At 36.7% G+C, this 14,168-nt stretch carries 15 protein-coding genes; 11 read left to right on the top strand and 4 right to left on the bottom strand.

Features of this window, described 5'->3' with window-relative positions:
- Nucleotides 1-310 precede the first annotated feature (310 nt).
- On the top strand, nucleotides 311-439 hold the full coding sequence (locus LVD51_RS20060; protein ID WP_262912812.1) for a hypothetical protein: 129 nt from the start codon (nucleotides 311-313) through the stop codon (nucleotides 437-439).
- A 70-nt stretch (nucleotides 440-509) separates the two neighbouring features.
- Here the strand turns inward: LVD51_RS20060 and LVD51_RS18370 are convergent, their stop codons facing one another.
- On the bottom strand, nucleotides 510-2,672 hold the full coding sequence (locus tag LVD51_RS18370; RefSeq protein ID WP_236972834.1) for a glycoside hydrolase family 31 protein: 2,163 nt from the start codon (nucleotides 2,670-2,672) through the stop codon (nucleotides 510-512).
- A gap of 455 nt (nucleotides 2,673-3,127) precedes the next feature.
- Between LVD51_RS18370 and LVD51_RS18365 the strand changes: the two genes are divergently transcribed.
- The 8 genes from LVD51_RS18365 to LVD51_RS18330 all read left to right on the top strand — a co-directional run bounded on the left by LVD51_RS18365 (nucleotide 3,128) and on the right by LVD51_RS18330 (nucleotide 9,074).
- A complete protein-coding gene (locus LVD51_RS18365) occupies nucleotides 3,128-3,655 on the top strand; it encodes an RNA polymerase sigma factor (RefSeq protein ID WP_236972833.1) in 528 nt (175 codons plus the stop codon).
- Complete coding sequence (locus LVD51_RS18360; protein ID WP_236972832.1) at nucleotides 3,652-3,939, top strand: hypothetical protein; 288 nt, start codon at nucleotides 3,652-3,654, stop codon at nucleotides 3,937-3,939. The genes LVD51_RS18365 and LVD51_RS18360 overlap by 4 nt, the downstream gene beginning before the upstream one ends.
- Entirely contained in the window at nucleotides 3,936-4,412 is a 477-nt protein-coding gene (locus LVD51_RS18355) for a hypothetical protein (RefSeq protein ID WP_236972831.1), read from the top strand. Before LVD51_RS18360 ends, LVD51_RS18355 begins: the two co-directional genes overlap by 4 nt.
- Before the next feature lie 219 nt (nucleotides 4,413-4,631).
- On the top strand, nucleotides 4,632-5,291 hold the full coding sequence (locus LVD51_RS18350) for a sugar-binding protein (protein ID WP_236972830.1): 660 nt from the start codon (nucleotides 4,632-4,634) through the stop codon (nucleotides 5,289-5,291).
- A gap of 62 nt (nucleotides 5,292-5,353) precedes the next feature.
- Nucleotides 5,354-6,514 carry a DUF711 family protein gene (locus LVD51_RS18345; protein WP_236972829.1) on the top strand — a complete coding sequence of 387 codons (1,161 nt, stop codon included), beginning with the start codon at nucleotides 5,354-5,356 and terminating at the stop codon, nucleotides 6,512-6,514.
- 4 nt (nucleotides 6,515-6,518) lie between these two features.
- Nucleotides 6,519-7,736: a BaiN/RdsA family NAD(P)/FAD-dependent oxidoreductase gene (locus LVD51_RS18340; RefSeq protein WP_236972828.1), complete on the top strand. Its 1,218-nt coding sequence runs from the start codon at nucleotides 6,519-6,521 to the stop codon at nucleotides 7,734-7,736.
- Between the two features lie 96 nt (nucleotides 7,737-7,832).
- Nucleotides 7,833-8,510: a M24 family metallopeptidase gene (locus LVD51_RS18335; RefSeq protein WP_236972827.1), complete on the top strand. Its 678-nt coding sequence runs from the start codon at nucleotides 7,833-7,835 to the stop codon at nucleotides 8,508-8,510.
- Nucleotides 8,511-8,531: 21 nt separating this feature from the next.
- Nucleotides 8,532-9,074 carry a RidA family protein gene (locus LVD51_RS18330; RefSeq protein ID WP_236972826.1) on the top strand — a complete coding sequence of 181 codons (543 nt, stop codon included), beginning with the start codon at nucleotides 8,532-8,534 and terminating at the stop codon, nucleotides 9,072-9,074.
- A gap of 65 nt (nucleotides 9,075-9,139) precedes the next feature.
- Here LVD51_RS18330 and frr read toward each other — a convergent pair whose 3' ends face one another.
- From frr to serS, 3 genes are read right to left on the bottom strand one after another with little or no spacing between them, the layout of a single operon-like run.
- On the bottom strand, nucleotides 9,140-9,703 hold the full coding sequence (gene frr, locus LVD51_RS18325) for a ribosome recycling factor (protein ID WP_236972825.1): 564 nt from the start codon (nucleotides 9,701-9,703) through the stop codon (nucleotides 9,140-9,142).
- Between the two features lie 29 nt (nucleotides 9,704-9,732).
- Nucleotides 9,733-10,437, bottom strand: coding sequence for a zinc metallopeptidase (locus tag LVD51_RS18320; protein WP_236972824.1), 705 nt, complete (start codon nucleotides 10,435-10,437; stop codon nucleotides 9,733-9,735).
- Nucleotides 10,438-10,452: 15 nt separating this feature from the next.
- Nucleotides 10,453-11,730, bottom strand: coding sequence for a serine--tRNA ligase (gene serS / locus LVD51_RS18315; RefSeq protein ID WP_236972823.1), 1,278 nt, complete (start codon nucleotides 11,728-11,730; stop codon nucleotides 10,453-10,455).
- Between the two features lie 230 nt (nucleotides 11,731-11,960).
- Between serS and rho the strand changes: the two genes are divergently transcribed.
- Together rho and rpmH are read left to right on the top strand one after the other, a co-directional pair.
- The gene (gene rho / locus LVD51_RS18310; RefSeq protein ID WP_262912811.1) at nucleotides 11,961-13,889 is read left to right on the top strand and encodes a transcription termination factor Rho; all 1,929 of its coding nucleotides are present in this window, start codon (nucleotides 11,961-11,963) and stop codon (nucleotides 13,887-13,889) included.
- Between the two features lie 121 nt (nucleotides 13,890-14,010).
- Nucleotides 14,011-14,166, top strand: a complete 156-nt coding sequence (rpmH, locus tag LVD51_RS18305) for a 50S ribosomal protein L34 (RefSeq protein ID WP_236972822.1) — start codon at nucleotides 14,011-14,013, stop codon at nucleotides 14,164-14,166.
- The last annotated feature ends 2 nt before the right edge of the window (nucleotides 14,167-14,168 follow it).

Raw genomic sequence — 14,168 nt, 5'->3', positions numbered from 1 at the left:
TTACTATTTGGGAAACGCTTGTAAAAGTCCTCGATTGATAGGCTTTTAAATTTATCTTCCATGACGTAATAAGTTTTCGTTATTATAATTGAATAATCGCTTATCCTTTAAATAACTAATTATATTTTCTCCAAGACAGTTCCGCAAACCGCTCCATATCAAACAACCAGCTCAAAGGCTTTACAGTCTAACAATGTACTAAATAACGGAATTTAATAAATTGATTTGACTGAATCATTACATCAATTACACTCTTATTCTAAACATCATTTCATAAAGTATATAAAATGACGCTTTAATCATTCATTTAGTGGAAGATTTCAAAAACCTCGCTACCTTTAATTCATTTTTAAATGTCGATAAGTCCCTGTCTAAAAGAAAAATATATATTTACAACAAAGATGAATACAAAACCAAAGCGACTTTTGTCCATGAATAGTTTTTCCCCTCATTATAATCTATTTTCCTCAATGCCATCATAAAACATCGATTTGATTCAAACCGTAACTTTATTCAGTCATCCATTTCCAAGTAACGGATTCTGGTTTAAATTTATCGTTGTTCAAGACATTATAACTTCCACGTAACTTGCCTTCTTTATCTTCTTCTACCACCAATTCCGTCAAAGTGAATTCTCCTTTTTCGAAATTATAACTCAATCCATCGTCATTGTACATCAATAACCTATTCTCGCGATTACCGTAATGCCGAACCTCCAAAGAATCATTTGAAGAACTTGGACTACTAGACGTCAACATCGGTATAATACCACCGTCTTTTACAAATAAGGGAATATGGTCAAGATCGGTTTTAACCGTAATTATTTCCCCGTTGCCTACATATTTCCCCGTATAAAAATCGTAATAATTTCCCGGAGGAAGAACTACAGATCTTTCTTTTTGACCTTCAAAAACCGGTGCAACCAAAATAGCCTCACCCATCATATATTGATCCGTTACTTCAATACGTTTTTTCTCTGCATATGGATTGACGACATCGTCTAACTCAGCCCCTATTATTGATTCTTGACTTACATAACCCTCTTCCAAAACCATAGCTCTAAATGGAGGGATCCCTTTTCTATAATATTCAAAAAATGCCGTGTATAAATAAGGCAAGAGTTGATTTCTCAACTTTAAATTATCTCTGACAATATCGGTAACCTCAGGAAAACTCCACGGTTTTAATCCAGATGACCACGCATTGAGCATCGTCAAAGGAGAAAAACAAACTGATTGGAACCGTCGAACCCACTCCTCGGCGTTTTTGGCAGATCTAATCTCCGGTGTCCACAACACTCCAGCCATTGAAGAATTGACCAAAGCCGTCACATATCCCTTGTGTTGATAATAATCACTGTATAAAACGAAACTGTTGTTACTGGCTCCGGTATAAGAAGATCGCACCAGCCCGTAAGTCCTTTTATTTTCTGACTTGAAGTGGTCACGCAACATTTTCTGCATAATGACACCATATACTTGTCGTATTTCAACCGCATCATTTCCAGAAGGGAAAGTTGCATGATCAGGCCATAACCAAAAATCATAACCATCCAATTCGTCGAATTTGTATCCACTCACTCCGATATCGAGATGATTTTTTTGATGGTGGTTTAGCATTACCCTTTGTGCTTCAATCATTGTATAGTCTGGAACTTCTCCTAACCATACAGTGTGGCTACCAGTATAAGGCTTGATATCATTGAACATAGTAGAACTGGGTGCGACATAGGGATTTTCCCATAAATTCACTTTTATCCCTTCTTTATCGAGGGTATTCAAAAACTTTTCTGGATCTGGAAATCGATTTTCGTCCCAATCATAAGAACAGGGATAGGCAAAATTTTGCCATCCGGGCTCCAATCCAATCACGCTTAATGGAAAATCATACTTTTTAAAATCACTAATTTCTTTCAACACATCATCGGCCGAGGATTTCGTATGCATTCTATGCCAAAAACCCAAACCCCATTTAGGAGGCAAAACCCCTCCCCCACAAAAAAGGTTATATCGTTGAACCACTTCCAAAGGACTTTGTCCAGTAAAAACAAAGATTTCCAGTCCCCCACCTTGCACACTGGCCTCAATAGCATCGGATACGGGACGAGCAGCCCAATTTTTCCCCGTTGTTCTATCGATGACTTCTGGTCTCTTACTGTCTTTTCTATTGCCTACGCCAACGTGAATTTTTACCCGATGAGCAGAATTAATCAACACCCCATACCCTTTACTCGAAATATAGAATGGTACTGGGGCATGGGTATACCCTTTGATCCCACCGTAATGATCCACCTTTAAAGTATAGACATTGCCTCTCCGGTTAATGCCCTCAAATTCTAGTCCTAAACCATATATTTTCTCTGATGAATCCAATGGCAATCTTATACTGGCACGATTAGAGGTCAGTAAACTAAAAGTCGAATCTCGGTTAAAGGGAAAATCTGAATGACTCAATGCGTCAAGTGCAGTGTGATTTGGAGGACTTGCATAATCTAAAGGATTTAATCCCATGGAACCAAATTTTGCCTTCCATACCCCAGGCAATACTTCTTCCCATTCCAAAATATCCATTTCGGAAATTAGTGTATTTTGACTGTCAACTCTGACGCAGTAAATCATAACAAGAAAAGTACAGATGAAATAAGGATAGAAAAAAAGCTGCTTCGTTCTCATGGCTAGAAATTTATTACCAATGCATTCATTCACCTAATATAAACAAATACCATATTAATGACTAACAACCATCAAATAAACAAAATATTTAAATCTATTTAGATTTTCACTACAACTATAAAACCATAAAAAATCAAAAGACCGTTTAATATCTTATATTATATATGACTTAAAATAGCCACAGGACAAATACTTTCCAGGCTATTCATTTTCAATAAAATAAATAATGGCAATTCACATTAAGTGTTGTGTTATATATTAAGTAAAAAAATAAGAGGAATGGTTTTATTTCAAAAAATTTAATCTTAATATTATCTCATAAAAGATTTATGTGCGTTAATTATATTGCAAATTAAATTATCGACACACATTTATCCGGTTAAAAAAGAAAGATCATCGACGACCAATATTTTATTTCAGGACTATTAAATGGAGACCGAGCCGTCTTCAAACAATTGTATGATACATACAAGGACAAGGTCTATAATACAGTCATAAGTTATGTGCAAAATACCGAGGATGCTGAAGAAGTAACTCAAGATGTTTTTATTACTGTTTATCAAAAAATCGATGGATTTAAAACAGAATCAAAACTGAGTACATGGATTTATCGTATAGCAGTTAATGCATCATTGAATCGTCTCAAGAAAAAACAGAGGAAGTCTTTCCTAAATCTAACGAATATATCTCATCAAATCCCGCATTTCGAACACCCCGGTATTATCGCTGAAAATAAAGAAAATGCTAGTACTCTATTTAAAGCTATCTACCAATTGCCAGAAACTCAAAAAACAGCTTTTATCCTGAGTTATATTGAAGAACTACCACGGCAAGAAGTAGCCGACATTATGGGCAATAGTTTAAAGTCTATTGAATCATTATTGCAACGCGGCAAACAAAATTTAAGAAAATTGCTTAAATCTTATATAGAAACCGAAGGAAATGAAGATATATCGTTGTCTAACTTAAAAAGAAAGAAATGAAACCCGAAAATGAAAAAAAATTAAACGACATCTTGACGAGTTGGGAAGGCATGCAACGCGCTCAACCCGAAGACGATTTATTTCATAAAATAGAAAGTCAAATATTTGTCAATCAAAAATCGTCTAAACAATATGTTTATTGGGCTGCTGCAGCGGCTATCTTGATATTAATCATAAACTTTTACGCCTTCGATGTACAAATCAATAAAATACAATACAATGATACGGCCAGTCTTTATGAAAATGTGTCGCTTTACTCCAACTTTAAAATGTATGAAGAATGAATAAAAATAATATATTCAAATATTCAACCATCTTCCTCCTATTGCTAAATTTAGCCCTAATTGGTTTTATTATATTTTCTAAACCCAAACCACCAAGATTAAGGGATGATAATTTTAAAGAACGAATAGTCTCCATTTTGAAATTGGATGAAGACCAAAACAAAGAGTTTTCTAATCTTGCTATGACCCATAACCAAGAAATAAATGCGATTAATTCTGAACAACAAAAATTAGCGCATGATTACTTTAATTCAGTAATTAAAGAATCCGACGGTGAAGATTCAGCGGAAATTCTAAAACAATTGGCTCAGCTTGAAAATAAAAAATTAACTGTTACTGCAGACCATTTTCATGACGTCAAAAATATACTGCGTAGCGATCAGTTAGATCAATACCCCGCTTTCGTTGATCAAGTTTTAGGTGTTTTACTTATGGGAAATAATAAAGGCCCTAAACCGAGGAATGATCGATAGTTCATGGCTACATTAACAGACCATACAAAATTCTATGGCATTGTATTGCTTTGATTTACTCTATCAGACCTAATAAACTAAAGACTCCATATTAATCCAAATTATATTTAAGCCGTATATTGGGGACAGAATATATAGAAACATTACTATATTTAGAAATATAAACAATATATAATGTATCGACTTCCCCTTTATTTCGCAGTAATTTTCGCTTCCATTATGAACTTATCCTGCCAGAGTATTCCAGACAATCAATATCTGATTCGACAAATAGACCCCACAACCACAGATGATTGGGTATCTATGGACTGGACGAAAGGAGATGAACTCTCCGAATTTAAATCTCCTTGGACAAATAATCAAAATAATGGAACCAGTTTTGTCGCCGTTCATGATGGGCAATATTTTTATTTTAAATACCGCGTAACGGACGACAACGTCCTATTGTATACCGACCAGAATACTAGATTTGACGTTTTAAACTCTGACCGAATCGAAATATTTTTTAGAAAAAATGTAGAGATGGATCCATATTATTGTTTAGAAATGGACCCTCTAGGTCGAATATACGACTATAAAGCCAAGCTCTATCGCATTATGGATACCGATTGGAGATGGCCCAAGGATCAATTGCAAGTAGAAGCCACGATGTTGGACGATGGATACATCTTTAAAGGTCGAATCAGTCTATCATCTCTGACCGATTTAGGACTGATCAATGAAAATATCATAGAAGCCGGTCTATACAGAGGAAAATGTTTGTCTATAGAAGGAGACAAAGCCGAATTTGAATGGATTACATGGATTGACCCCAATGTAGACAAGGCAGATTTTCACATAGCGTCATCATTTGGCACCTTATTATTAGAAAATTACTAAAACCAAGATTAAAATCTCCATTTAATAAAATTGAGAAATAGGTAACCATTGCTACCATAGCCATGACAACAAACATTCGCACTATCACTGTCGGCATCTCACCTTCTTCATACACTGACTTGAGTATATTGGAAGACGCCATTCATCAATTGCAATACTTGGAACAACAATTACATGATGAGGGCTACAGTGTGCAGACCTTGAGAATTGCATGTGATTCTATAGGTACTGCACAGCCTAATTTCCCAGTGACTTTATCTCACCACCTATTTCGGGATATCGATTCCCTGTTGAGTCACCACAATGTAATGCTCTCATTGGGTCAAATAAACACTGGTCCCACATGCCATAGCGATACAGTACCCTGGATCGTTGAATTACTCTCGATCACATCACAGATCTACTGCAATATGTCTATTGCATCTTCTTCACAAGGTATACACCACAATACTCTACCGATAGCCGCTGATATTTGCTATAAATTAGGACAAAAATTCAACAAAGGAGAAGGTAATTTTAAGTTTGCGGTTACAACTTCTATGCCGGCCAATTGTCCCTTCTTCCCTGCTGCTTATCACCGTGGACCAAAAAGTTTTTCCTTGGGTTTTGAATTAGCGGGTTTAGTCGAAGAGACTCTAAAAAATAGCGATTGGGACAACGCTGAAAAAAACCTTATTGATTCTATAAATCAATTTCTATTACCCATTGAGAAATTATGTCTTTCCTATCAACAACAAAGTCCTTGGGCATACACCGGGATGGATACCTCTCCTGCACCTGGATTAAATGCCAGTATCGGTCAAGCCATCGAACATCTCAGTCAAAAACCATTCGGAGAAAGTCCAACTTTAAGCGCGTGTGGCATCATCACCGGCGCACTAAAAAAATTAGCTATAAAATCATGTGGCTATTCTGGACTAATGTTACCGGTAACCGAAGATCTGGTATTGGCGCAACGAGGAATGGAAAATAGATATAGTCTCAAAGAATTGTTGTTGTTCTCTACTGTTTGTGGTACTGGTCTCGATGTAATCCCAATTCCAGGTTTTACAACATCTACTGCCATTAGTCATTTATATCGCGATGTAGCCACACTTTCACTTAAATATGGTAGTAAACCATTATCTGTTCGCCTTCTCCCAATTGCTAAAGCAGAAGTAAATGACATTGTAAATTTTGATAACCCTTATTTAACGACATCCAAGGTGTTTGCGGTAACTTAGAGGAATGAAAAAATCAATAGCGATCATTGGTGGTGGTAGTGCTGGTCTGTTTCTCGCTACTTTTCTAGATTCAGAAAAATGGGATATTTCCCTCTATGAGCAACAAAAAACCTTAGGGCGAAAATTTTTAGTGGCAGGTGATGGAGGATTTAATCTTACCCATAGTGATACCTTAGAGTGGTTAATCCAAAGATATTCACCATCATCATTTTTACAATCTTCCTTAAGCCGATTTACAAACAATGATTTTCAACAATATTTAGGTGATATAGGTATTCCTACATTTATCGGTAGTAGTAAAAGGGTGTTTCCGAAAGAAGGGATTAAACCAATTCATGTTTTAAATGCCTTTCTAGAAAAAATTCAAGAAAATAAGGTAAAACTATTTACCCAATACCGCTGGCAAGGGTGGCTAGAGGGTCAATTAATTTTTGAAACACCCTCCTCCTCCTCTACCAACATTGAGAACCAAATTAAAGTAATTCACGACATCTCTGTATTTGCCCTTGGGGGTGGGAGTTGGAAAATCACTGGTTCTACTGGTGACTGGCTATCCAAATTCCAAGAAAGAGGTGTAAAATGCCAAGCATTATACCCATCAAATTGTGGTTATCAAATAGAATGGCCTGTAGCATTTATAGAAAAAGCTGGAGGACAACCATTGAAAAACATTTCAATATCAGTCGATGACCAAAATCAAAAAGGAGAGGTTGTCATTACCAATTATGGATTAGAAGGCAATGCTATTTATGCCTTGAGTCCGACGATCCGCAAATATTTGCAAAATAATCAACCTTGCACCATAGAAATTGATTTAAAACCCCAGCTCTCGGAAGAGGAAATCAATCACCGCATAAAAACCCATTCCAAGGAAAAAATGAGTTATATATTGCGTCAACATATTAAACTGAGTCCCATTAAGGTAATGCTTTTAAAAACTTTTACCAGTAAAGATGACTTTCTCCACCCCCATCGCATAGCCCATCATATCAAGGGCTTGAAATTGATCATTCATCGCCCCACCAACATAGATCAAGCCATATCCACAGTGGGTGGTATTGAATTGTCGGAAGTGAATGAAGATTTTGAATTTCATAAAATCCCAAATAACTATTGTATTGGAGAAATGTTAAATTGGGATGCACCTACTGGAGGATATTTACTTCAGGGCTGTGCCAGCATGGCTCATTATTTGGCTCAACATCTCAACCGAGACCAATAGATCTTTGACTAAGATTTAAAAACACCTATGGACACAGAATAATCTACTGATAAAATAAAAAAAGTTTACTTTTGGACGACATTAAACAAAGTGATTATGCCAGCTAATATCAAATCCCAACTAATAATAGCCGAACAAAAGGCCTTAGAACTGTTTCAAGAGATGGAGAATCTACATCTAATCACACCAGGTAAAATGGAAAAGGAGCTTAACAATGAAATTTTTGATTTAGCTTTCAAGATGTTTGGGATCAAAAAATATTGGCATAAACGAATTATTCGAGCCGGAAAAAATACATTATATCCCTATCGAGAGAACCCCGCTGATTTAATGATTCAGGAAGACGATATTTTATTTGTGGATTTTGGACCGATCTTCGATGAATGGGAAGCCGACTTTGGTCGCACTTATGTTTTGGGTTCTGATCCAATAAAACACAAGTTAAAAGAAGATATAGAAATAGGATGGCAGCGATGCAAATCCTATTTTGACCAACAATCCTTTATCACGGGGCGAGATCTCTTCCAATATGCCGTAGAAACAGCAGAAGACATGGGTTGGGAATTTGGAGGTGAAATAGCTGGTCATATTATCGGTCATTTTCCTCATGAAAAACTTGAAAATGAAAATAAAACCCATTATGTACATCCGGACAACACAGTGGACATGTTTGCACCAGATAGCAATGGAGAGCCGAGAGAATGGATTCTCGAAATTCATTTTGTAAACCGAGAATTAGAAATTGGTGGATTTTTCGAACAATTAATGACGTAAACAAAAACAAATTAAATATTTATGAAGTACATTTATTTACTGGCCATTGGCCTATTCTTTACCAGTTGCTCGCAGAATACTAGCCCAGCTCTATATGATTATGACGTTGAAAAGCGATTAGAAGAACTTGGAATAGAATTGGAATCACCTGGCAATCCAGTGGCCAATTACGTAAATGCAGTTACCAGTAATTCATTGGTTTTTCTTGCAGGTAAAGGACCTCAAACCGATGATAAAAAATACATTACTGGCAAAGTGGGTCAAGATCTAAGTGTTGAGGATGCATACAAGGCAGCACGAAAAGTGGGAATAACTCAATTGGCCTCTTTAAAGCAAGAAATTGGAGATTTAAACAAAGTAGTGAGGATCGTAAAAGTAGTAGGTATGGTGAATGCCCCAGCCGACTTTACCCAGCACTCTTCCGTAATCAACGGTTATTCTGACTTAATGGTAGAGGTTTTTGGAGAACGTGGAAAACATGCCAGAGTAGCAGTTGGGATGGTCTCACTCCCATTGGATATGGCCTGTGAGATAGAAATGATAGTCGAAATACAAGGCGAATAAAAATAAAAAAGAGATGAAGTTGAACTTCATCTCTTTCTTTTTTATCTATAACGATGACTCTTTAATTAAATCGTTAAAATATCTTTTTCTTTGAGTACGATTAATTGATCTACATTTTCGTAGTATTTTTTAACCAATGCCTCAATATCATTATCTATTCTTTTCCCAGCATCTTCTGGGAAACCATCTTTCACTGCCTTTTTCACGATATCCATACCGTCCTTTCTGGCATTTCGGATACTTACTTTACACTCTTCTCCCAAACTTTTGGCCTGTTTTACTAGTAGTTTTCTTCGCTCTTCAGTCAAAGGAGGAACTGGAATACGGATAAATTCTCCATCGTTCATGGGATTATAACCCAAATTGGCTTCGATAATGGCTTTCTCAATTTGATTGATAATTGATTTATCCCAAGGCTGAATGGCCAGGGTTCTTGAATCCACAGCAGTAACATTTGCCACCTGGGGCAACGGTGTTGGAGCACCGTAATAACTGACCATAACACCACTTACCATGGCAGGCAAAGCTTTCCCTGTGCGAATCTTTAACAATTCTGTTTTCAAGTGCTCGATGGAATCATCCATTAAACCTGTTAGAATATCAATTACATCTTCAATATCGGTTTGCATAATAATATATAATTTAAATTTTTATTGAATTAATCTCGAGAACCCATGAACTGCATAATCAGATACAATAAGGTCACTAAAGAAGCAAGAGCTGCGGAGACATAGGTCATTGCGGCCCATTTCAATCCATCTTTGGCTTTTTCCTGTTCTTCACCTACTGTGATTTGATTCTGATCCAACCAGACCAATGCTCTTCTACTGGCATCGAATTCCACTGGCAAGGTAACCAAAGAAAACAAAGTAGTTACCGCAAAAGCGATAATGGTAATAATCAGAAGTGTTCCTCCGACTCCATTCATATTTAAACCAAATCCTCCTAAGGCAAACATCAACAAATAACTTTGCATTCCAGAAGCCACCTTAACTAAGGGTACTACAGCCGACCGAAATTTCAACATAGAATATGCCGTAGCATGTTGGACAGCGTGACCACATTCATGGGCAGCTACCGCTGCAGACATAACACTTCTACCTTGAAATACTTCCGGACTCAAATTAACCGTACGATCCATTGGATTGTAGTGGTCACTTAAAAATCCTTGTGCTGGTTTTACTACCACATCGGAAATTCCGTAGTAATTCAACATTCTTTCAGCTACCTCTTTTCCAGATAATCCACTGGAAATCGGCACTTTACTGTATTCGTTAAACTTAGATTTCAAACGATTGCTGACCACCCAACCAATTAGGGTAAAGATCCCTGCAATCACCATATATCCCATATATCCACTCATATAAAAATTTTTTCTTTAGTTAATACGCTCAAATCCGGTATAAGGTTTCAAAATTTCCGGAATTTCTACACTATTTTCTGTTTGATTGTTCTCCAGTATTGCGGCAAATATTCTAGCCAAAGCCAACACACTACCATTCAAGGTATGAACTAATTCTGATTTTCCGTCTGTATTTTTGTAACGAATTTTCATTCTATTGCTTTGAAAAGTTTCAAAATTGGAAACAGAACTTACTTCCAACCACTTTTTCTGAGCCGCAGAATATACTTCAAAGTCATAGGTAATAGCAGATGTAAACCCTAAATCTCCAGCACAAAGTCTCAATATACGATAAGGTAGGTTCAATTTTTCAAGCAATTGCTTAACGTGATCCACCATTTCATCTAAGATCTCATAAGAGTTTTCCGGCTTACTCACTACCACCATTTCTACCTTATCAAATTGATGAACCCGATTGAGACCTTTGACATCGGAACCATAGCTACCCGCTTCCCTTCTGAAACACGGAGTATAAGCCGTCAATTTATAGGGCAACGCATCCTCCTGTAATATTTCATTCCTAAATATATTGGTTACAGGAACTTCTGCAGTGGGAATAAGATATAGATTATCCTTGGTCACATGATACATCTGTCCTTCTTTATCTGGTAATTGTCCAGTGCCTCTAGCCGTATCCTCATTGACCAAGTGAGGAGGCAATATTTCAAGGCAACCTGCTGCAATAGCTTCGTCTAGAAAGAATTGGATCAATGCACGCTGTAATTTAGCTCCTTTGCCTTTATATAAGGGAAAACCTGAACCAGCAATTTTTACTCCTAGATCAAAATCTACAATATCGTATTTAGTTAGAATATCCCAGTGAGGCAATGCAGATTCGGGCAAATGGGGCAATTCAGAAGTCCAATCTTGCTCAATGATGTTGTCGTCCTCTGTTTTACCCGCAGGCACTATTTCATTGGGCACGTTGGGAACTTCTAGTAATTTTTCTTCCAGTTGAATGACCACTGATTTCAATTTATCTTCCAAGACCGTTGATTCTTGTTTCAAATCCCCAACCATAGCCTTTTTGGCATTGGCTTCAGCTGCCTTTCCAGACTTGTAAAGGTCTCCGATCTCTTTTGATGCCGTCTTTAACTCGTTAAGTATTTTGTCCGACTGAGTTTGTGTATTTTTACGTTCATCATCCAATCGTATTATTTCGTCCAATATTTCTTCCGCATTTACAATCCCTCGCTTTTGCAATCCGGCAACAGCAATGTCTTTGTTTTTACGAATATTATTAACTTCCAGCATACTTTTTTGTTATTTCTTTCAATTTTTCACAAAGATATAGGCATTCTTTAAAAAAAAGGCCTTATTTTTGCGTGAAGATTAAAAAATAATCTTTTTTTTAAATTGATATACTCCTTTTGTTGCTAAGTTCAATTGCCTTTTTCATCAACGGTATTTGAATATATCTCAAATTAAAACCAACGTTATCATTTTATTTTATTTGTTCCAAGAATTAAAGAAATTTTAATCATATGTATGATATATTGCAGTTAAATGATATGCTCGTTCCTGAGCTAAAAGAACTAGCCGATAAATTAGGTTTGCAAAAATACAAACGTCTCAATAAAAAAGACCTTATATATAAAATACTTGACGCTCAAGCTGTTCAAACCGACACCAAAAACCAAGAGCCTGTAGAACTCGTAGAAGATACTGTAGACAAACGACCTTCGAGGTCAAATCAAAATCGAGGGCGCAGGAAGGAAAATACCAACAACAACACTAAGGAAAAAGAAGGTGAATTGAAATTTGAAGTGGTAGAAAAGGAAGAGAATAAAACCAATTCCGATCAAGAAAAAGCCAATAACTCTGATGAAAATAAAAACAATTTTCAGAAAGATAGAAACCAAAGGCGAAGTAGATCTAATAACAATAAAAATACCTCACAAAGAGGTAAGAGAGTCGGAGATAGGAATAATCCCAACAATGCTGAAGCCGTAGATGCAGAGGTAGCGACTCAACAAAATAACCGCAAAGAAAATCCTGTTCAAGCTAAGAATAATTCATCTAAATCGGATGAAGATTCTAAACGTGAAGTTGAATCAAAAAGAGATACACCGACTAAAAGAGACAGCGATAACAAGAGAGAAGGCGATGTAAACAGACCTCAATCTTCCAGATCTAAACAAAATGACAGAGTCGAAGACAGTGGCAACAGACCCAATGGTCATGCAAAATCTGGAGATAAAAACGACGACAATCCACGCAAACCCAATCACAACAATAACAAGTCTAATGATGGTAATGGCAAGGATAAAAAATCCAATTTTGATATTGATCTAGATGGTGCTATTGAGGGGATGGGTGTTTTGGAGATGATGCCAGACGGATATGGATTTTTGCGATCGGCAGATTTCAACTACATTTCTTCTCCGGACGATATATATGTATCTCCATCACAAATTAAACTATTTGGTTTGCGAACTGGTGACACCATAGTGGGAACCATTCGTCCTCCAAAAGATGGAGAAAAGTATTTTGCCTTATTAAAGGTTATCAAAATTAATGGATTAGATCCCAAGCTCGTTCGGGAAAGGGTATCATTTGATTATTTAACTCCATTATTCCCTACGGAGAAATTTCAATTGACTTCTTCACCAACCGGTAGAGATATCGGAAATAGAATGATCGATTTATTCGCTCCTATAGGTAAAGGTCAAAGGGGATTAATCGTAGCTCAACCAAAAACAGGTAAAACATTTTTATTAAAAGATGTTGCCAATGCTATCGCCAAAAACAATCCGGAATGCTATATGATTGTTTTGCTTATCGATGAACGTCCAGAGGAGGTTACCGATATGAAGCGAAGTGTAAAAGGTGAAGTTATTGCATCCACTTTCGACGAACCGGCAGACAATCACGTAAAAGTAGCTGGAATTGTATTGGAGAAAGCCAAGCGTTTGGTTGAATCCGGTCACGATGTTGTCATTTTATTGGATTCTATTACCAGATTGGCTAGAGCCTACAATACGGTAGCTCCTGCCAGTGGAAAAGTGTTGTCTGGTGGTGTGGAAGCCAATGCATTGCACAAACCGAAGAAATTCTTTGGAGCTGCTAGAAATATCGAAAACGGTGGATCTTTAACTATTTTGGCTACTGCCTTGATCGACACAGGTTCTAAGATGGACGGTGTTATCTTCGAGGAATTTAAAGGTACTGGTAATATGGAATTGCAATTGGATCGATCGCTTGCCAACAAACGATTGTACCCTGCCATAGATTTAACCAAATCGAGTACTCGACGCGAAGAATTGCTATTGGACAAAGACACATTGCAGCGTATGTTTATCCTACGCAATTATTTGGCCGATATGAAACCAGACGAAGCTATGGAACATATCCGTCGATTAATGCTCAATACCAGCGATAATCAAGAATTTTTATCATCAATGAACGGCTAATCCAGCATTTGCCATCATATTTGTTGCTAAAGTTTTGTTTCTTAATAAATAACTGCTAAATTTGCACACCCTTTCAAAAAGGGGCAATCAATTTATACAATACTAAAACGAAGACTGAATCATGAAAAGGACATTTCAACCATCAGTGCGAAAGAGAAAAAATAAACACGGATTTAGATCCAGAATGAGCACAAAAAACGGTCGTAAAGTAATCAATAGAAGAAGAAAAAAGGGAAGACATAAGTTGTCTGTTTCTTCTGAGTTTACGCTTAAATAATC

Origin of the sequence: Membranihabitans marinus (genome assembly GCF_021729155.1) — a bacterium.
Taxonomy (GTDB): Bacteria; Bacteroidota; Bacteroidia; order Chitinophagales; family Saprospiraceae; genus Membranihabitans; species Membranihabitans marinus.
This window is presented reverse-complemented; position numbering and strand designations above follow the sequence as displayed.